Below are 19,366 nucleotides of genomic sequence, written 5' to 3' on the forward strand. Positions count from 1 at the left end.
CACCGGTGTGAAAAATCCCGTCCGGGAAGATGTCGTTTTTTAGCTAACCCATCGGACTACGCTCGCACGTGAAATAACCACACACACAGCGGGCTTCCACTGCGCAAAAAATACTTCTTGTAACTCCTGTTGTAGGAAATGGGTTGTTTGTTATTGCGAAGATTCCTATTCGTTCATTTTGGCTGTGCCATTGGATTGCGTTCAGCACGCGTCCCACCGTCTTATTCGTCGTCGCCCAATATTCTCTCTGCTCAGCGCTTCTGCCGAGATGAGAAGGAAAGGCAACTCAAACCGATGACGATAAGGACGTTGCAAATGAATGCACCATTGCCCCCCTCGTATACCAACGAAGTCTCCGCTGAATTTCTTCGCAGTCTTGACGCCCCCCATTTCACTGAAGAACGACTTGCGCACTTTTGCGACGAAGCTCTGGCAGTTGTTCGCCAGGGGCAGGCATACATGGAAGCTCATCCTGCTCACGCCATTTACCGAATCGCAACCGAGGGCAGTCAAACCCGCGATGGCGGGGTGATCAAGCAGGGAGTTGCTCCCTTGGAGTTCACATTAGAGAGCGGCCAGAAAGTACGTGCGGCACAGAAAGGCGATTACGTCGTGTACGCCGATGGGTGTACGGCGCAGATCGTCACGGGCGCGGGACAAGAAAATAGCGATGTGGCGCTGGTCGGCAGCCGTCTCTGCAATGGCGACGAGGTCATCAACACCTTACAAGGCGGTTGTTTGTTGGTGGGGCGTGAAGGTGTGCCGATGGCCGAGGACTTTCTGCCTTCCATCAAGGAGGAAGAACATCAATGAACGAAGGACATTTCATTGGCCTGCATGACAAGACCACCTGTGGCGGCAAGGTCCTGGATGGCGACACCCGGATCATGATGTACGGCATTGCCCATGCCCGCGAGGGTGATCGAGTCACCTGTGGCAAGGACGGCAAGACTTACAAAATTGTCGGTGGTATTTCGCACATGATCAGTCATGGCAAAGCCATGGCGGGCACGCTGGACAGCCACAGCGATTGTCCCTGCAAGGCCCGGCTGATCCCCTCGGTGGTCACGGCCACCTATCGCAACGCTGACTCTGCACCGCGAACGGGCAGGAGCGTTGTGCAGCCGGCTTCCAGTGCTGCAACCAGTCAACCGGCCGCGCCACGCCAGCCTGGTTTCGCCCCTTCGTACCCTCCAGCGCCTGTCATATTCGCCCGCGCAGACCCTCAAGAACCGGGCTTCTATGTGGTGCCCAAAAGCATGACCCGGGAGGCATTGGAGGCCACGTTGTTCGCCACGCCCGATGCTGCCGTGATGCACAAGTTTCGGGCACTCAATCCTGAGCAAGGCGATATCAAGGCCGGTTCGTTGATCGTACTGAGCGACCCGAACAACACCTCCTGCACCTACCATGAAGCGCAGCTGATGCAGGCCGCGCAGCAGGTCAAATCGGCACTCGATCCCCTGACGCCGGAGGAAGCCGAATTCATGTTCCGCCACGCGGCTGAAATCGCCAGTTTTACCGGCGAGACTTCGACCTGGCTCGGCGTCAGCGCGGTGGTGATGGAAAAACACCTGACCCGACTGCGTGACACCCTGCAAGCCATGGAGCGCCTGCATCAGGACAGCTATCGCCAGTACGGTAACCTGCGATCGCCGCAGTTCTTCGCCGAACGCCAGCGCCTGCTCGCCCAGCTGGATGCCCACTTGCTGAACTCCACTCGCCTGCGTGGCCAGACGACATTGGGTGATCATCCCAAGCTAAAAACGGCGCTCGGCATTTCCAGTCGCAGCCTGGTGCACCACTGGGGCAAGGCTGGTGCGCCGGGGCAGATACCGGGTTACGCCACTCATGTGAATGCAATCAGTCGGGCGGCCAAGTACATGAGCACCGGCGGTTACATCGGCATTGGCATTGGTGGGGTTTCTTCGTTGCTGGCGGTTCAGGAGGTATGTAGCGGTGGTGGTTCTGAGGCCGCTTGCGAGAGGGTCAGGTTTACTGAAGGGGGGAAATTTGTCGGTTCTACTTTGGGCGGTATTGCAGGTGGGTGGGGAGCGTCTTCGGCAGCTGGCCCTATTTGTCTAGCGCTTGGAGTTTCTACTGGCATTTGGGGAGTTGTCTGCGCCGCGACCATCGTAGGAGTTGGTGCCTGGGAGGGAACCACCATTGGTGGCGAAAAGGGAGAGGCCTATGGCGAAACTTTATATAGGGCTATACAGCCGTGATCAGCAATTGGCCGGTCTGGTCGGTAATTATTGTGGATGGAGGGCCAATTCTGCTGGCGATGATCGCCATTGCATACTCTCTATACCTGGGCCGCCACCTGGACGCCATGATGGAAGCTCTGAAGAACAGTCGTTACATCTGTATTTGGGGGCCTGCATTGCGAAATCAGGGTTGGTTTGGGTGCATTGCTCTGGTTTCAAAAATCGCAGGGATGGTGGTTTGGTCTACAGCATATATCCGCATCGGTGACGTGGACCCTGTCGATATTAAAAACTTCCCTCCCCATTTGAGATGGATGCTGACTATCAATCTTTTATTGATATTCGTGAGTCTGATTTGGATGGCAATTGACGTTGCATTGATGAGGATCTAAAGATTTTTGAGGCGAAATTCGAACGGCACCGGAAGGTGCCGTTTCGCCTCTAAACATTGCTCATTTCCACTTCCGGACTCAACGTCCCCAGCCACGCCACCAACCCCACAATCAACACCGCCGCGGCCATTTCCACCACCACACTGCGCCGAAGTGCATGGGCCGCCGCGCGATATTGGCCCTCTCGTAACGACTGCTCCAGCAAGGGGCCAAGATGAAAGCGGTTCAACGCCGCCAACACCAGCATCCCGGCAAACAGCAACACCTTGATCGCTAGCAGAACTCCGTAGTGGCTGCGTAAAACCTCATCGAGCTTCGGCCCGACGATGAACAGGTAGTTCACTACGCCCGTCAGGGTGATGATCACGACGATCAGCGCGCCGGCAAGTTCGAATCGCTTGACCGCGCGAGCGAGTAAGCGAATGTGTGCTTCGGTTTGCAGGGCCCGGGTTTGCGCCATCAGGGCAAACGCCAGCAGCGCACCGAACCAGGCGCCCGCTATTAGCAGGTGCAGGATGTCCGCGGTGAAGTGCCAGTAGCGGCGACTGTCTTCGTCCATGGCGCCGTGCCCGCTCCAGGCCAGGCTGGCGAGGGCGATGCCGCCGGCCGTGGCGGCGATCGCCAGGCTGATGCCGGGGACGCGTGAGTTGAGCACCAACGCCAGCCCCACGACCGCTAACGCAATCATCCGCACGGCCCAGGCCAACCCGACGTCGGTCTCGAACAGCATCATCTCGATGTGAGGGCGCAACTCGGCAACGTCTGATTCGCCGCTCATGGTGCTGGCCATCAGCACCATGCCGGCGCTCGACAACAATGCCCCGAGTCCGGCAAAACCCGCCAACAATCCGCGAAAGGGCAGCACGGTCCCCGAACGTCGTTCCCGTCCTTTAAGGCTATACAGCCCGAACAGCGCCACGCCAAACAACAGCATCAAATCCACATACAACACAAACCGCAGCACGACGTTGGCCGAGTCGTTCATCGATCATTTCACTTTGAACGTGACGTTGCCGGTGATCGGGTGGGTGTCAGACGACACCGCGCGCCATTCGACTTTGTAAGTGCCGGCAGTCAAGGGCGCTACCGGGGTGATGAGCATGGTCTTCGGATCACTGCCGCCGCTGACTTTGGCCTTGATTGGCATCGGGTCATGGGCCATGCCGGCCATTTCGGTCATCAGCAGTTTGGCGCCGGAAAACTGGGTGACGAGATTTTCGGAAAAATGCAGTTCGATCTTGTCGGGCGGCGCACCTGCCGCGCCTTCCGCAGGGCTGGAGGAGAGTAGTTTGGGATGGGCTTGAGCAAGGGTGCTCATGAGCAGGCCGCTGAGCAACGCGATAACGGCGGCGGTGGGTTTTATGAGGCGCATGCAAGGTCCTTTACCGCTTGAAGCGGTTGTTGTTGGTTTGAGGTGAGTCTGTTCAGAACCACAGCCGAACACCGAGCACCAGGCGTGTTTCGCTGCGGTCCTCGCCTTCGCCACTGGCGAAGTCGGTGGTGTTGCCGTAGGTGCGGTTCCAGGTCACGCCGACGTAGGGCGCGAATTCTCGACGGATTTCGTAGCGCAGGCGCAGGCCGGCTTCGGTGTTGGACAGCCCCGCGCCGATGCCCCGTTGCGGGTCGTTTTTGCCGTAGGCGTTGAGTTCGACGGTTGGCTGCAGGATCAGCCGATTGGTCAGCAGGATGTCGTAGTCGCCTTCCAGCCGCACGGCGCTCTGGCCGCCTTCGCCGATGAAGGCCGTGGCTTCGGCCTCGAAGTTGTACAGCGCCATGCCTTGCACGCCGAACGCGGCCCAGGTTTGCGGGGCGCCGGGTTTGAAGTCCTGGCGCACGCCACTGACGACGTCCCACCACGGGGAAATGGCGTGGCCCCACAGGGCCTGGACTTCTGCGTCCTCGGTCACGCCGTTGGTGCGTTCGCCTTCGGAGCGCAGCCACAGACGATCGATGTCACCGCCAATCCAGCCCGATAAATCCCAGGCCAGGGTGCTGCCGTCATCGGCGTCCTGCCATTCCAGTTTGTCGGCGAGGAAGAATGAATTGAGCGTGCTGTCATGTACGTGGTGACCGGCGGGATCGGCATACACGGCAGCGCGATCGGCATCGGTGAGCACCGGGATCGGTGTGCGACTTTCGCTGGGCGCGGCGGGCTGCATCTGGCCCTCATCCATGCTTTGCATCTGACTGTCGTCCATGCCCTGCATCTGACTGTGGTCCATCTGGCTGTGATCCATGCCTTGCATGTCATCGCTGGCGGCCATCGCCGTCGAGGTCACGAGTGCGAAAAAAACCGGGGTGAATCGAATCATGGGGTGCGCCTCATTCTTCCACGCGAACTTCACGGAACATGCCCATTTCCATGTGGTACAGGAGATGGCAGTGATAGGCCCAGCGGCCGAGCGCATCGGCGGTGACCCGATAGCTGCGCCGGGAGCCCGGTGGCATGTCGATGGTGTGTTTGCGCACCATGAACTGGCCGTTCTCGTCTTCGAGGTCACTCCACATGCCATGCAGGTGGATGGGGTGCATCATCATCGTGTCGTTGACCAGCACGATCCGCAACCGCTCGCCGTACTTGAGGTGTATGGGTGCGGCGTCGGAAAACTTCACGCCGTTGAACGACCAGGCAAATTTTTCCATGTGGCCGGTCAGGTGCAGCTCAAGGGTGCGGCCAGGTTCGCGGCCGTCCGGGTCTTCGAAGGTGCTGCGCAGGTCGGAATAGGTGAGCACGCGGCGACCGTTGTTGCGCAGGCCCATGCCGGGGTCGTCGAGTTTCGGTGAGGTGGACATGGCTTGCATGTCCACCAGCGGGTTGTCGGTTTCCGAGGCTGGGTGGGATTGCATGCCAGGCATGCCGCCCATGGCCATGTTGCCGTGATCCATGCCCGCCATGCTGCCGTGGTCCATGTCGCCCATGCCCATGTCATCCATGGTCACCAGCGGGCGCGGGTCCAGTGGTGGCAGCGGCGCAATCAGTCCCGCTTTTACCGCGAGGGTGCCGCGTGCGTATCCGGTGCGATCCATCGCCTGAGCGAACAGGGTGTAGGCCGCTTCGGTCGGTTCGACGATGACGTCGAAGGTTTCCGCCACGGCAATGCGAAACTCGTCGACGCTCACCGGTTTGACGTGCAGGCCATCGGCAGCGACCACGGTCATTTTCAGCCCGGGGATGCGCACGTCGAAGTAGGTCATGGACGAGCCGTTGATGAAGCGCAGCCGCAGCTTTTCCCCCGGGCGGAACACCCCGGTCCAGTTCGAATCCGGCGCCTGGCCGTTCAGCAGGTAGGTGTAAGTGGCGCCGCCGACGTCCGCCAGGTCAGTGGGGTTCATCTTCATCTCGGCCCACATCTTGCGATCGGCGACGGTCGGCCCCCAGCCTTTTTCGCTGACGTCGTGGATGAAGTCGCCCACGGTGCGTTTGTTGAAGTTGTAGTAGTCGGACTGTTTTTTCAGGGTCTTCATCAGGCCGACCGGGTCTTCGTCGGTCCAGTCGCTGAGCATCACCACGTAGTCGCGGTCGTACTGGAACGGCTCCGGGTCTTTGGCGTCGATTACCAGCGGGCCGTAGACGCCGGATTGTTCCTGAAAACCCGAATGGCTGTGATACCAGTAGGTGCCGTTCTGCCGCACGGTGAACTGGTAGACGTACAGGCCGCCCGGTTCGATGCCCTTGAAGCTCAGCCCCGGCACGCCGTCCATGTTGGTCGGCAGCAAGATGCCGTGCCAGTGAATGGAGGTGCTGTCCTTGAGTTTGTTGCGCACCCGCAGCGTTACCGTATCGCCTTCACGCCAGCGCAGCAGCGGGCCGGGAATGCCGCCGTTGATGGTCGTCGCGGTGCGCGGGTGACCGGTGAAGTTGACTGGGGATTCGCCGATGTACAAGTCGAAATCGTGGCCGGCCAACACCTGCGGTTCGCCGGGGCTGCTGATCGCCCAGACCGGCGTGCGCCATAACCCGAGGCCGCCGAAGAGCCCGCCGATGGCCAGGCCTTTGACGAAGGTGCGTCTTGAAGTGTGGGAGTGCATGCCGTTTGTTCCGCCCGTCAACCTGTTGAACTTATCGAAAGGCTAGCAGGCGGTGCCTTTCGGCAGGCTGAGGCGCAGATTACAGTTTTGACAGGTTGGGCGTCGCTTATTGGCGTGAAGTGGACTTTTCCCTTGAGGCCACTGTGTCGCCGCCGCAGTTGATGTAGGAAGACGACTTCAACCAGCGTTGGTCCGGGTAATAGGAAAACAGCAGCTGCCCGTCCTTCATCGAGTCGATCAGCCGATGGGCAATCGCCGGTCTGACGGCCGGGCAACCCAGACTGCGGCCGATCCGGCCATTGGCGCGGGCCAGCACCGGGCTGACATAGGGCGCGCCGTGGATGACGATGGCCCGGTCAAAGGCATTATCGTTGAAGCCGGGCTCCAGGCCTTCCATGCGCAGCGAGTAACCGTTCTGGCCGCGGTAGCTCCCTTGCGTGCGGAACAGGCCGAGGCTGGTGGCGTGGCTTTCGTTGAGGTTGGAGAATAGCGTGGCCATGTTTTCACCGCTGTTGCGGCCATGGGCGACCAGTTCGTGAAACAGCAACTTGCGCCGTTTAAGATCGAAGACCCACAGGCGTTGTTCGGTCGAAGGCAGGGAATAATCGATCACCGCCAGCCTTTGGGCGGGGGCGATACCTTGGGCGAGGCTGCATTGGGTGGCGCGAACCGCCAGGGCAATCACTTTGGCGTTGGCGCCGGGTGCGGCTTTGACCAGCGCGTTTTCAAGCGAATCGGCGTAGGCTGACGTTACTGAAAGGCATGTCAGTAAAATGGCAAATAAAGGGCCAAAGCGGTTTAGCGCCATAGTCGGGTCTCATCATGATAATTTCGAGTCTAGCTAGCGGCGAGCGGAAAGCTAGCCGTTTGAAACGGGGGATTAAGGATTATCCATGGTGCAATTAACAAGGTCATTCGTCATAAGCCGCATGTTTTTTATGGGCTTTCTGATCAGCGGTGCGGCGTGTGGGCAAACTTCGCCGATTGAGCCGGTATCTGCGGCGAGCAGCACAATCGATGCCGCAGCGCCCGACGATGCGGTCGGCCAGGTGATTCAGGCGACGCTGGAACCGCTGCGTTCGGCTTTTCCGCCGTTGCTCACTTCCAGGCGCCATCAGCGCGTGGATGTCGGCCGGGTGGTGCTGGATTTCTATATGCATCGCAACTATCGCGCGGCGTGGACAGACGATCGTGATGTCGCCCAGTTACTCAAGAGTCTTGAAGACACCCGGATCGATGGCCTGAATCCGGCGGATTTTCGCATCAGCGAGCTGGCCATGGCCCATGAGTCGCTGGCAGCGGCCGTGCCTTCCGCGGCGCAACGGGCGATGTTCGACATGGCCGCGACCCGCACGTTCATCACTGCACTGCTGCAATTGCGGCGGGGCAAGGTCGATCCGTCGCGGCTGGACATTCACTGGAATTTCGAGCCTGCCGGCGGCGCTGCCCGCGGGGACATGAACAACCTGTTCGCCGCCCTCGATGCCCATGACGTGGCGCGCGCCTTTGCCCAGGCGCCTCCTCAAGAAGAGATTTACCGCAACTTGCGTGAGGGCCTGGCCCGGTTGCGCCAGGTCCGTGATGCGGGCGGCTGGCCGAAAGTCACCGAAGGGCAATCGCTCAAGCCCGGCATGGACGGGGTGGCTGTCGCACAATTGCGTGCGCGTCTGGTGGCGGGCGGGTACCTGGACTCGCACCTGTCGAAAAAGGCCGGTTACGACGACAAGGTCATTGCCGCGGTGAAGAAGTATCAGACCGAGCAATACCTGGGGGCTGATGGCGTGGCGGGGGCGGCGACGCTGGCGGCACTGAACGTGCCGGTCGAGGCGCGGATCGATCAGGTGCGGGTCAACATGGAGCGCGCCCGGTGGCTGCTGTACAAGCTTCAGGGCACGTTCGTGATCGTCGATATCGCCGGATACAAGGTGGCGATGTACCGCGACGGTCTGCCGATCTGGCGTTCGCGGGTGCAGGTCGGTAAACCGGTGCGCAGCACGCCGGTGTTCCAGGCCGAAATCACCTACATCACGTTCAACCCGACCTGGACTGTGCCGCCGACCATCCTCAAGCAGGACGTGATTCCAAAAGTCCAGAACGATCCGGGCTATCTGGAGGCCAACCGGATTCGCGTGCTTGATCGCGAAGGCAATGTGCTCGATCCGTCGAGCGTTGACTGGAGCAACCCGCGAGGCATCCACCTGCGTCAGGATGCCGGGCCCGACAGTTCGCTGGGGCAGGTGGTGATCCGCTTCCCCAACGACTATTCGATTTACCTGCATGACACGCCGCACCGCGAACTGTTTGCCAAAACGGTTCGGGCCACCAGTTCAGGCTGCATCCGCGTGGAAAACCCGTTGCAACTGGTCGAGTTGTTGTTCAACGACCCGGTGCGCTGGAACAGCGCCGGCATTCAGAAGCAGTTGGCCAATGGCAGGACCGAGAACATCCAGCTACCGGTGAAAGTGCCGGTGCTGTTGGCCTACTGGACCGTGGACCTGAGCAAGGACGGGCGGGTGACGTTCAAGCCCGACATTTATGATTACGACGCCAGGGTGCTGCAGGGCTTGAGCCAGCCAACGAAGTTGCCGGCGCTGGACTTGCGTCGTGCAGAGATGCCGCTGGTGGTGAAGGGGCAGGGCAAACAGTAACCAAAGACCGGAAAAGGGCGCCTCTGGAGCGTAATGCCGATCAGTCAAGGGATCGACCAGCGCTGATTAACCTGTGGCGAGGGAGCTTGTCGGATCGCCGCACCGTCCCGCTGGACTGCGCAGCAGGCCCATTTGTTGGGGCCGCTTCGCTGCCCAGCGGGAGCAAGCTCCCTCGCCACAGGTTCAGTGTCTCGGTTTAACTGATCGGCATTAGCCTATGGAGCGCCCTTTTTTATGTGAGTGCTTCGGCAACCCCCTAAAGCGCCAACCCTTGTTGCACCACTGCCAGCAGATCGCTTTCCGTCAGCGCCACCGCGTCCAGCTGCGCTGTGGCTTGCTCGATCGTTTGTAGCCACCAGTGTGCTTCACCGTGTTCGTCCACGGTGCGTAACAGCGCGAATTCGTTGCCTTGCGAGTGAATCTCGACCCGCCCCTCGCCATCGGCAGTGAAGCGTGCAACCGGGTCAAAGGTGAGGCTGTGTCCGTTGCCGGCAATCACCAACTGGTCGATGGCGTAGTTGTAAGAGTCGCCATTGGGGTGACTCTCGAACACGTGGGTGGGGTTGCGCCGCAGGACCAGGCCCGCTTCGGTCAAGGGCAGCAGCCAGGTCTCTATCCGTTGATACAGTTCGTAGACCTGGCCCGGCCAGGCATCGATCGCCTGATCCGCGCTGGTAAGCCGTGTCTGTTTCAATTTTGCCGCGAGCTCGTCTGCCTTGCTCATGTCGATTCCCTGTGTGGAGTTCAGACTAATCGTAGCTCGTAGATGCGGAGGCGCGCTTGCCTTGGGTCATGTTTGCGGCACCGGGCAGGTGTGGTACCACTGGGCAAATGGCCGCCATTTGTCCTGGATAACCCCGTAAACTACGGCCCACAACGATTGAGGGCTTTGGGGCGTTGCCCATGCCTTGCCCCGACAGGATGACCTTTTGCCCACACGCTTCAACAATCAGGACCGCGCCCCTGGCGTCGCATTGAAACGCATACCGCTGCGCAAGGCCGCGGTGTTGTTCATTGCCACGGTGTGTCTGTGCCTGTGCGGTTTGCTCTACCTGCAACTGGACCAGTCCCGTCGCCATGATCTGAGCCTGGCGCAAGTGGCGTCTTCGAACCTGACGCGGGCCATGGCGCAGCAAGCCGAAGACACCTTCATGAAGGCCGACCTGGTGCTGACCAGTCTGGTGGACTGGATTCAGGTCGACGGTTTCGGCCCGGACCAACGACCACGCTTGCAGCAGACGTTCGCCCGGCGAATGCTGGCGCTGGATCAGTTGCACGGCATCCTGCTGTTCGACCAGAAGGGCCAGTGGGTGGTGACCTCGTTTGAAAACCTGCCCCGGGGTGCCGGGGTCGCGGACCGTGAATACTTCAAGTATCACCAGCAGAATGTATCGACGTTGGCGCACATCGGCCCGGCCATCCGCAGTCGGGAAAACGGCGAGTGGATCATTCCGGTTTCCAAGCGGGTCAACGACAGGAACGGGCATTTCCAGGGCGTGTTGCTGGCCGGCATCAAGATGTCGTACTTCGACCAGTTCTTCAAAAGCTTCAGCCTAGACGACAACGGCTCGATGTTTCTCGGCTTGAGCGATGGCACGTTATTGGCCCGTCGACCTTTTGTAGAGGCGCAGATCGGTGCATCGCTGGCCCAGAGCGAGATTTTCCAGAAGTTCCTGCCGCTGACCACCTCCGGCAATGCGCTGTTCACCTCCATCATCGATGGTGTGACACGCATGTACAGTTACCGACAGCTGGAGGCCTATCCGTTGGTCGTTGCCGTTGCGTCGTCCACGGAATCCATTCTCGCGGACTGGTACGACACGGCGTTTCGCTCCAGTCTCATCGTGGCCCTGGTGTTGCTGGGCGTAGGGTTGTTCGGTTGGGTGTTCCTGCATCAGGTGCGCGTTGGCGAGCGGGTCGAGGCGGATTTGCGCAGGGCCCAGCAAGCGCTGGAGCTGATCGCCACCCACGACAGCCTGACCGGGCTGGCCAACCGCCGATTGTTCGAGCGGGCGCTGGGCATCGAGTTCGGGCGCGGCGCCCGGCAGGCCAGCCCCTTGAGCCTGATCATGCTCGATATCGATTACTTCAAGCGCTACAACGACACCTACGGCCACGTGGTGGGGGATCACTGCCTGGCCGAAGTGGCACGCGCGTTGAAGAGTTGTTGCCACCGCAAGGCCGATCTGGCGGTGCGTTACGGCGGTGAGGAGTTTGCGGTGCTGCTGCCGGACACCGACATCCACGGCGCCATGACGATTGCCGAGCAGATCCGCCGCAGCGTCATCGACAAGCACATCAATCACACCGGTTCGCCCAACGGTTACGTGACGGTCAGTCTGGGTTGCTATTCGTTTGTGCCGTCGGGACGTGACAGCATGGACGTGTTTGTCGAGCGGGCGGATGCGGCGTTGTATCAGGCCAAGCATTCGGGGCGAAACCGCGTGGCAACGTTGTCGATGGCCGGTGGGGTCGAGGCGTTGATGCGTTCCGACCGTTGATGTGCTTTGCCTGCCGGTGGTCAAGCCGATGTAAACCTCAGGTGACAAAAAGCAGCCAATGACTGTAATGCCAGACAGTTAAGACGCAGAACCTGTGGGAGCGAGCTTGCTCCGGGCGGCGCTCCGACGATAGCGGACTGCCAGGCAACGCAGGTGTCGACTATGCGATCGTCATCGCGAGCAAGCTCGCTCTCACAGGGATTGCGGTGTTCGAAGCGTTAACTGATCGGCATTAGCCAATGACTGCACGTCATCGGCTGCTTTTGCCTGTCCAGCTGCCCGTCCCGCCGCCAGCACCGCCGGTTCCACCTCCGGGGGCGCCGGTGCCACCACCCGCGCCGCTACCCGGACCATTGACGCCGGTGCTGCCGATTGACGAGCCGGGGCCATGACTGCGGCTGTAGTCACCCGAGGGTTCACTGGGTCTGTTGTTGCCTGGCAGCATGGTTGAGTTGCGGGTTGCACTGGGTGCCGTGCCGGTCGCGCCAGCGCCATCGCCGGACGCCGCAAAGGTGGCCAGGGACGTTGCCGACAACAATCCCGCCAAGAGCAGCGAAGTCATTTTGATGTTCATCATGGTCGTCTCCCGGGATGAGTCGTTACCAGATGTTGGTGTGAAGAGGCACGCGGTTGGTGCCAACCGGATGACGAATGGCTGTCTCAGCGCCGGCCATCATCATCCAGTTTACGCTCAAGGTACTACCACCCCCGAGATTGCTGACGCAACCTGCGAAACGTGCTGGTGTCACACGTCAGGTACCTCGTCCTCAGGAGTGTCCGTTCATGAAGAAATTGCGGATAGCCACGTTCAATGTCAATGGCCTGCGCGCACGGCTGCCGAATCTGCTGGCCTGGCTTGAGCGGGAAAAACCGGACATCGCCTGCTTGCAGGAATTGAAGGCGGTGGACAGCGCATTCCCGGTTGCCGAGCTTGAAGCGGCCGGCTACGGCGCCATCTGGCAGGGGCAAGCGTCGTGGAACGGCGTGGCGATCCTGGCGCGGGATGCGCAGCCGCTGGAAAGGCGACGCGGATTGCCCGGCGATGACAGCGACAATCACAGTCGTTATCTGGAAGCCGCTGTCCACGGGGTTCTGGTGGGCTGCCTGTATTTGCCCAACGGCAATCCACAACCGGGGCCGAAATTCGAGTACAAGCTGGCGTGGTTCGAACGGCTGATTCGTCACGCGCAGACACTTCAAGGCAGCGAACATCCGGTGGTGCTGGCGGGGGACTTCAACGTGGTGCCCACCGACCTGGACATCTACAACCCACGCTCCTGGCTCAAGGACGCTTTGCTGCAACCGGAAAGTCGCGAGTGCTACCAGCGGTTGCTGGACCAGGGCTGGACCGATGCATTGCGGCACTTGCATCCGCAGGATCGGGTCTACACGTTCTGGGATTATTTCCGTCAGCACTGGCAGAAGAACTCGGGGCTGCGCATCGATCATCTGCTGCTCAACCCGGCCCTGAGTCCGTATCTGCAAGATGCCGGGGTGGATACGTGGGTGCGCAACGAGCCCCATGCCAGCGACCACGCGCCGACCTGGATTGAATTGGGTTCGCACAAGCGGCGTTGAGTTTTTTCATGCCGGGCGATTGGCTAAATCAATTGTCGGCGGCAGTGCTTGATCCCTTATACATAGCGGCCACTGGCGGAGTAATCCGCCGCTTGCGTGGAAAAGGATTGAGCGATGAGCGAGCCATGCCTGACTGACCGTGTTTTGTATCTGCGACGCCTGGGCTTCGACGCACCTCCGGCACCGACCCTGGAAACCTTGCGCCAACTGCAACTGCGCCATACCGGCGTTTTCCCGTTTGAAAACCTCACCACATTATCCGGCGAACCGGTGCTGATCGACTTGCCGTCCATCGAGCAGAAGGTCTTGCATGACGGTCGTGGCGGTTACTGCTACGAACTCAATAACCTGTTCCTGGCCTTGCTTCAGGATTTGGGTTTCGACGCCCGTGCCATCAGCGGCCGGGTGGTGATGGGCCAGCCGGAGGGCGCCTGGACGGCCCGGACCCACCGCCTGAGCCTGGTCATCATCGATGACGTGCGCTATATCACCGACGTCGGCTTCGGCGGCATGGTGCCGACTGCGCCCCTGTTGCTCGATTCCCGCGCCGAACAACTCACCCCTCACGAGCCGTATCGCATCGACCTGCACGTCGACGGCTTTACCCTGCGCGCCAACGTTGCGGGGGAATGGCGAGCGATGTACATCTTCGACCTGCAACGCCAGGAAGATATCGATTTTGCGGTGGGCAACTGGTACGTCTCGACCCACCCCGAGTCGTCTTTCGTCAAGCAGTTGATGGTGGCGCGCACCGGGGAGGGGTGGCGGCGTACGCTCAACAACGGCAACTTCGCGATTCACCGGATTGGTCAGGACAGCGAGCGGCGGGAGGTGACGGATGTGCAGGAACTGATTGGCCTGCTGGGTAGCGAGTTCGGCATTCGCGTACCGGAACAGGCGCAATTGGTGCGGACGCTGGAACGATTGATCGCAGCGCCGCAATAGCGGGCTGATCGTAGACATCACCAAGGGCTGATCCGATTGATCGGCCCTTTGCGTTTCAGAGCCGAACACTCGGCTCCATCACCCGTTGAATTTCGCGCAAGGCCTCTGCCAGTTTTTGCTCCAGGCCCTTGAGTTCGGCAGGGGTGAGGGTTTGTTTCAGGTGTGTGGTCTTGCCTTCGTTGAGCAGGGCCCGGCGCAACGTATTGTTGATCGCCGTCTGGTAGCCGTAACCCTCTTTTTCTGCCAGGGCCCGGGCGGCTTCGATGACAGCGTCATCGAGCATGATGGTAATGCGGGTCTTGCCTTTGGCGGGCACCACGGCCCCGCGCCTGGCGTTGCTGAAATCGTATTCGTCTTTCATCGGTCATGCCTCCAGGTACTGACGGCGCTCGCTTTTGGTGGCGATGCGCGCGGAAATGATTCGAACGAAATTCGGGTCGCGGTGGGTGTACGCGACGACCAGCAACCGGCCTTTGGCATCCAGCCCCAGGGTGATCCAGCGTTGTTCATCATGGTGGTTGTCCTCGATGGTCAGCGCTCGTTCGTCATGGAATACCGGTTCAGTCTCTGCGAGGCTGATGCCTTGGTGCTTGAGTTTGTTGGCTGCGTTCTTTGCCTTGTGGAACTGAATTTCGAATGACTTCATTATGCATACTTTATATGTATATAGAAGGGGCGGGCCTTACCGATGGTCGCCAGGAATTCGAAAGACTAGTCAGCACCCGCGTTTGGACAGGGTGGGATGTATTTCAAGGTTTTTTGGCGGGGCCTGGAGGGTGGGTAGCAGGTGGAAATGGACAGGTATCCATTTTGTGACTGATAAGTTGTATACAACTCTATAGACATTTGTCCTGACTATTGCATACAGTGTGCGAATAACAAAAACCAGGGAACCCCCTACCATGAAAACGCCCCATGTTTCACACCAACGGCCCGAGGACGAAAATCTTGGGATCGGCGCGAATATGGCTTATGGCCTGCAACATGTTCTAACCATGTATGGCGGTATTGTCGCGGTGCCATTGATCATCGGCCAGGCGGCCGGGCTCTCGCCGGCGGACATCGGTTTGTTGATTGCTGCTTCACTGTTTGCAGGGGGGCTGGCAACGTTGCTGCAAACCCTGGGTTTACCGTTTTTTGGTTGTCAATTGCCGCTGGTACAGGGCGTGTCCTTCTCCGGCGTCGCGACCATGGTGGCGATTGTCAGCAGTGGCGGGGAGGGCGGCTTTCAGTCGGTGTTGGGTGCGGTGATAGCGGCGTCCCTGATCGGATTGCTGATAACCCCGGTGTTCTCGCGTATCACCAGGTTCTTCCCGCCGCTGGTGACCGGCATCGTGATTACCACCATCGGCCTGACGCTGATGCCGGTAGCCGCGCGCTGGGCCATGGGCGGCAACAGCCATGCACCGGAATTCGGCAGTATGGCGAACATCGGCCTGGCGGCGGTAACGCTGGTGCTGGTGCTGCTGCTGAGCAAAATCGGCAGTGCGACCATTTCCCGCCTGTCGATTCTGCTGGCGATGGTGATCGGCACGATCATCGCGGTGTTCCTCGGCATGGCGGATTTCTCGTCCGTGACCCAGGGCCCGATGTTCGGCTTCCCTACGCCGTTCCACTTCGGCATGCCGACCTTCCACTTTGCTGCGATCCTGTCGATGTGCATCGTGGTGATGGTGACGCTGGTGGAGACCTCGGCGGACATTCTGGCCGTCGGTGAGATCATCGGCACCAAGGTCGATTCCAAGCGCCTGGGCAACGGTCTGCGCGCCGACATGCTGTCGAGCATGTTCGCGCCGATCTTCGGTTCCTTCACCCAGAGCGCCTTCGCCCAGAACGTCGGTCTGGTGGCGGTCACTGGCATCAAGAGCCGCTACGTGGTGGCCACTGGCGGTCTGTTCCTGGTGATCCTCGGCCTGCTGCCGTTCATGGGCCGGGTTATCGCCGCCGTGCCGACCTCGGTACTGGGTGGCGCCGGCATCGTGCTGTTCGGCACTGTTGCGGCCAGCGGCATTCGGACCTTGTCCAAGGTCGACTATCGCAACAACGTCAACCTGATCATTGTCGCCACCTCCATCGGCTTCGGCATGATCCCGATCGCGGCGCCGAACTTCTACGATCACTTCCCGAGCTGGTTCGCGACCATTTTCCATTCGGGCATCAGTTCTTCGGCGATCATGGCCATCGTGCTGAACCTGACCTTCAATCATCTCACCGCCGGTAACTCTGACCAGCAATCGGTGTTTGCGGCCGGTACCGAGCGGGTGCTGCGTTATCAGGACCTGGCGGCGTTGCGCGAAGGGGACTACTTCAGCGACGGTAAACTGCATGATTGCGACGGGAATGAGGTTGCTGTGGTGGACACAGAGCATGGACATGCAGAGCCGCGGTCGGTGCACGCGAAAAGCAGTGAACATGTCTAAAGGCTGGTAGATCAAAAGATCGCAGCCTGCAGCAGCTCCTACATGGAGCTGCTGCAGGCTGCGATATGGTCGATTTGTGACTATAAAACTAATCGGTCACAAGTTGTCAGTCTTCGATAGGGTGAGTAAGCTGTACTCATGAATCAGCCATCGATATCTCCATCTTCGCCCAGCCCCCGTGGCCCTGCCGATCACGACATTCGAGACCAGATTGTCGCGGCGGCCAATGAGCATTTCAGTCAGTACGGCTACGGCAAAACCACGGTTTCCGACCTGGCCAAGGCCATCGGGTTTTCAAAGGCCTACATCTACAAGTTTTTTGATTCCAAGCAGGCGATCGGTGAAGCCATCTGCGCAAATTGTCTGGCAGAAATCGTCGCGACTGTGGAGCAGGCTATCAATGTGGAAGACCTGTCGCCGACGGAGCGCTTTCGACGCTTGGTCAAGACGGTGATCGCCACAGGTGTGAATCTGTTCTTCAACGACCGAAAACTCTATGACATTGCAGCGTTCGCGGCGTCGGAAAGCTGGCCCAGTACGCAGGCTTATGACGCACAGATCAAACGTTTCGTGTCGCAAATAGTGCGAGAGGGGCGAGAGATTGGTGAATTTGAACGCAAGACTCCACTGGACGAGACAGTAGAAGCGATACATCTCGCGCTACGGCCATTCGTCAATCCTTTGCTGCTGCAATACAACCTCGATTTCGTCGAGGAAGCGCCCACGCTCACCTCCAACCTCATCTTGCGTAGCCTCATGCCTTGATCTTCGGCTAAAGGTTTACGGCATACCCGGGTCAGCACCAGATCATCAAAACGGCTTCTCACTTTGCCCTTCTTCCCATCCGTCGAAGGGCATTTTATTTATCTGCTTTGTGACTATTGACTGAATTGGTCACATGAATAAGTATGGGGGTCCGTCGCTTCTACTGCTTCATCTCAGTGATACCCATAGAGTTCAAACAATGAAAACAATATTGCTCAAGAGCCCATTGGGCCTTGCTGTCGTGCTCGCTTCCTCAAACGTTTTTGCCAGCGGCTTCGCTCTCAATGAACAAAGCATCAGTGGGATGGGATCCGGGTTTGCCGGTCGCTCCTCCTCCGCTGAAGATGCGAGCACGGTCTTCGGTAATCCCGCGGGAATGTCTCGCTTGAAAAGAGAGCAGGTCAGCGTGGGGGCGGCGACTCTGTTCGCCAAGTCCGACATAAGCCAAACCCGCAGTACCTTCGGAGGCCAGGAAGACGGCGACATGGTTCCGACCACCACGGTACCTATGGGGTACTACGTCAAACCTGTCGATGAGCATTGGGCGTTTGGTGTGGGTTTTTATGTACCTTTCGGTCTGATGACTGACTATGGCAGCGGTTATGCCGGGCGTTACTACGCCAATAAAAGCGAGGTCACGACACTTACGTTCCAGCCCACCATCAGCTATGCCTTTAACGACAAAGTTTCGATCGGGTTCGGTCCCACCATCAACCGTATCAGCGGTGAGATATCCGGGATGGTGCCCAACCCACTCAGCCCTGGTCGCAACGACGGAAAACTCAAAAGCACTGGCGACGACACGGCCCTCGGTTTCAACGCCGGTATCCTGGTGCAGGCTACAGACCGAACCCGTTTGGGCATGACCTACCATTCCAAAGTCAGTTATCAACTGGATGCCAAGACCAAGGTCACTGACGGCATCTTCAGCGTGTTGGGGGTCAGCGGCCGGAGTTATGACGCTTCGCTGGACGTGAATACACCAGAGTCAGTGGATTTCTCGGTGACTCATCAGCTTGATAACGACTGGACCCTCTACTTGGGGAGCACCTGGACTCGCTGGAGTCGCTTCAAGGAGTTAACCATCGAAAACACAGGTTTACCCCCTGTGTTGAGCGGCGCGCTGGGCACCATTACCGAAGAACAGAATTGGCACGATACATGGGCACACGCTATTGGTACGACGTACCAACTGAACAACCAATGGGTACTTCGCGCAGGTTTTTCGGTTGATCAGTCGCCCACCAACAACACCAACCGGGGACCACGCATTCCTACAGGCGACCGGAAGGTTATCAGCTTCGGTGCTGGCTGGACTCCGGCGGACAACGTCACGATCGATGTTGCTTATTCCTACCTGTGGGAGGAGAGCGTGCAGGTCAACGAAGCCTCGCCGACCAGAGGTGCATACAGTGCCAAATACAAGAACAGTGCGAGCGGGCTCGGTACATCTGTCAGCTACCGTTTCTAGTTGAGTGCTGTTACGCGATGACTGTCCGGTCGGGAGCACGCGTTGCCTCCCGACTTTTAAGAGGTTCTTCACGGAATTCCGGGGGAACACATATAACGAAATATCTGTAGGGGCTGCCGAAGGTTCGGGCCGCGTTCGGACGATCTTTTTGATCTTGATCAACAATCTCCAGATCGCAAAAGCAAGATCAAAAGATCGCAGCCTGCGGCAGCTCCTACAGGGAGCCGCTGCGACCGTCATTTTGCGCGTGTACGCAAAACCCGTAGGAGCTGCCGCAGGCTGCGATCTTTTGACTTTCAATGCCTGCGCAACCACTCGATAAACAGCGCAAGTGCTCGCGATAGCGCTGGGGATATGGTTGCTTTTGCCCTGGCGCACGCAAAACCTTTTAAGAGCACGTCACCTTATCA

Annotated in this window: 19 protein-coding genes; 10 read left to right on the forward strand and 9 right to left on the reverse strand. The window is 59.3% G+C overall.

The annotated features are described in order from the left end of the window. Positions 1 to 315 precede the first annotated feature (315 nt). From KW849_RS07680 to KW849_RS07690, 3 genes are read left to right on the forward strand one after another with little or no spacing between them, the layout of a single operon-like run. A complete protein-coding gene (locus KW849_RS07680) occupies positions 316 to 813 on the forward strand; it encodes a hypothetical protein (RefSeq protein ID WP_218428852.1) in 498 nt (165 codons plus the stop codon). After that, positions 810 to 2,225, forward strand: a complete 1,416-nt coding sequence (locus KW849_RS07685; RefSeq protein WP_218428853.1) for a PAAR domain-containing protein — start codon at positions 810 to 812, stop codon at positions 2,223 to 2,225. The genes KW849_RS07680 and KW849_RS07685 overlap by 4 nt, the downstream gene beginning before the upstream one ends. After that, a complete protein-coding gene (locus tag KW849_RS07690) occupies positions 2,222 to 2,599 on the forward strand; it encodes a hypothetical protein (protein ID WP_218428854.1) in 378 nt (125 codons plus the stop codon). The genes KW849_RS07685 and KW849_RS07690 overlap by 4 nt, the downstream gene beginning before the upstream one ends. Positions 2,600 to 2,648: 49 nt before the next feature. On the opposite strand, the gene copD is transcribed toward KW849_RS07690, so the two are convergent. The 5 genes from copD to KW849_RS07715 all read right to left on the reverse strand — a co-directional run bounded on the left by copD (position 2,649) and on the right by KW849_RS07715 (position 7,436). Beyond that, on the reverse strand, positions 2,649 to 3,584 hold the full coding sequence (gene copD, locus KW849_RS07695; RefSeq protein ID WP_218428855.1) for a copper homeostasis membrane protein CopD: 936 nt from the start codon (positions 3,582 to 3,584) through the stop codon (positions 2,649 to 2,651). Positions 3,585 to 3,587: 3 nt separating this feature from the next. Next, on the reverse strand, positions 3,588 to 3,971 hold the full coding sequence (copC, locus tag KW849_RS07700) for a copper homeostasis periplasmic binding protein CopC (RefSeq protein WP_115947669.1): 384 nt from the start codon (positions 3,969 to 3,971) through the stop codon (positions 3,588 to 3,590). A 52-nt stretch (positions 3,972 to 4,023) separates the two neighbouring features. After that, positions 4,024 to 4,911 (reverse strand): copper resistance protein B, encoded by an 888-nt coding sequence (locus tag KW849_RS07705; protein ID WP_218428856.1) that lies wholly within the window; start codon positions 4,909 to 4,911, stop codon positions 4,024 to 4,026. 10 nt (positions 4,912 to 4,921) lie between these two features. Continuing rightward, positions 4,922 to 6,628, reverse strand: coding sequence for a copper resistance system multicopper oxidase (locus KW849_RS07710; protein ID WP_218428857.1), 1,707 nt, complete (start codon positions 6,626 to 6,628; stop codon positions 4,922 to 4,924). 106 nt (positions 6,629 to 6,734) lie between these two features. Next, positions 6,735 to 7,436 carry a murein L,D-transpeptidase catalytic domain family protein gene (locus KW849_RS07715; RefSeq protein ID WP_218428858.1) on the reverse strand — a complete coding sequence of 234 codons (702 nt, stop codon included), beginning with the start codon at positions 7,434 to 7,436 and terminating at the stop codon, positions 6,735 to 6,737. 85 nt (positions 7,437 to 7,521) lie between these two features. Between KW849_RS07715 and KW849_RS07720 the strand changes: the two genes are divergently transcribed. Next, positions 7,522 to 9,276, forward strand: coding sequence for a murein L,D-transpeptidase (locus tag KW849_RS07720; RefSeq protein WP_218428859.1), 1,755 nt, complete (start codon positions 7,522 to 7,524; stop codon positions 9,274 to 9,276). Positions 9,277 to 9,532: 256 nt separating this feature from the next. Here the strand turns inward: KW849_RS07720 and KW849_RS07725 are convergent, their stop codons facing one another. Continuing rightward, entirely contained in the window at positions 9,533 to 10,000 is a 468-nt protein-coding gene (locus KW849_RS07725; RefSeq protein ID WP_218428860.1) for a hypothetical protein, read from the reverse strand. A 205-nt stretch (positions 10,001 to 10,205) separates the two neighbouring features. On the opposite strand from KW849_RS07725, the gene KW849_RS07730 reads away from it, so the two are divergent. Beyond that, positions 10,206 to 11,777, forward strand: a complete 1,572-nt coding sequence (locus KW849_RS07730; RefSeq protein ID WP_218428861.1) for a GGDEF domain-containing protein — start codon at positions 10,206 to 10,208, stop codon at positions 11,775 to 11,777. A 250-nt stretch (positions 11,778 to 12,027) separates the two neighbouring features. Here KW849_RS07730 and KW849_RS07735 read toward each other — a convergent pair whose 3' ends face one another. Then, on the reverse strand, positions 12,028 to 12,354 hold the full coding sequence (locus KW849_RS07735) for a hypothetical protein (protein ID WP_218428862.1): 327 nt from the start codon (positions 12,352 to 12,354) through the stop codon (positions 12,028 to 12,030). 206 nt (positions 12,355 to 12,560) lie between these two features. Between KW849_RS07735 and xth the strand changes: the two genes are divergently transcribed. Both xth and KW849_RS07745 read left to right on the forward strand, forming a co-directional pair. Next, on the forward strand, positions 12,561 to 13,355 hold the full coding sequence (xth, locus tag KW849_RS07740; protein WP_218428863.1) for an exodeoxyribonuclease III: 795 nt from the start codon (positions 12,561 to 12,563) through the stop codon (positions 13,353 to 13,355). Positions 13,356 to 13,469: 114 nt separating this feature from the next. Then, positions 13,470 to 14,300 carry an arylamine N-acetyltransferase gene (locus tag KW849_RS07745; protein ID WP_218428864.1) on the forward strand — a complete coding sequence of 277 codons (831 nt, stop codon included), beginning with the start codon at positions 13,470 to 13,472 and terminating at the stop codon, positions 14,298 to 14,300. A 55-nt stretch (positions 14,301 to 14,355) separates the two neighbouring features. Here KW849_RS07745 and KW849_RS07750 read toward each other — a convergent pair whose 3' ends face one another. Both KW849_RS07750 and KW849_RS07755 read right to left on the reverse strand, forming a co-directional pair. Further along, positions 14,356 to 14,661, reverse strand: a complete 306-nt coding sequence (locus KW849_RS07750; protein WP_218428865.1) for a BrnA antitoxin family protein — start codon at positions 14,659 to 14,661, stop codon at positions 14,356 to 14,358. A gap of 3 nt (positions 14,662 to 14,664) precedes the next feature. Continuing rightward, positions 14,665 to 14,946, reverse strand: coding sequence for a BrnT family toxin (locus tag KW849_RS07755; RefSeq protein WP_218428866.1), 282 nt, complete (start codon positions 14,944 to 14,946; stop codon positions 14,665 to 14,667). Between the two features lie 256 nt (positions 14,947 to 15,202). Here KW849_RS07755 and KW849_RS07760 point away from each other — a divergent pair, with 256 nt between their 5' ends. The 3 genes from KW849_RS07760 to KW849_RS07770 all read left to right on the forward strand — a co-directional run bounded on the left by KW849_RS07760 (position 15,203) and on the right by KW849_RS07770 (position 18,956). Beyond that, the gene (locus KW849_RS07760; protein ID WP_218428867.1) at positions 15,203 to 16,720 is read left to right on the forward strand and encodes a nucleobase:cation symporter-2 family protein; all 1,518 of its coding nucleotides are present in this window, start codon (positions 15,203 to 15,205) and stop codon (positions 16,718 to 16,720) included. A 138-nt stretch (positions 16,721 to 16,858) separates the two neighbouring features. Next, positions 16,859 to 17,485 (forward strand): TetR/AcrR family transcriptional regulator, encoded by a 627-nt coding sequence (locus KW849_RS07765; RefSeq protein WP_218428868.1) that lies wholly within the window; start codon positions 16,859 to 16,861, stop codon positions 17,483 to 17,485. Positions 17,486 to 17,684: 199 nt separating this feature from the next. Beyond that, positions 17,685 to 18,956, forward strand: coding sequence for an OmpP1/FadL family transporter (locus tag KW849_RS07770; protein ID WP_218428869.1), 1,272 nt, complete (start codon positions 17,685 to 17,687; stop codon positions 18,954 to 18,956). Positions 18,957 to 19,366 lie beyond the last annotated feature (410 nt).

It is taken from the genome of Pseudomonas sp. PDM26 (assembly GCF_019219185.1).
Lineage (GTDB): Bacteria > Pseudomonadota > Gammaproteobacteria > Pseudomonadales > Pseudomonadaceae > Aquipseudomonas.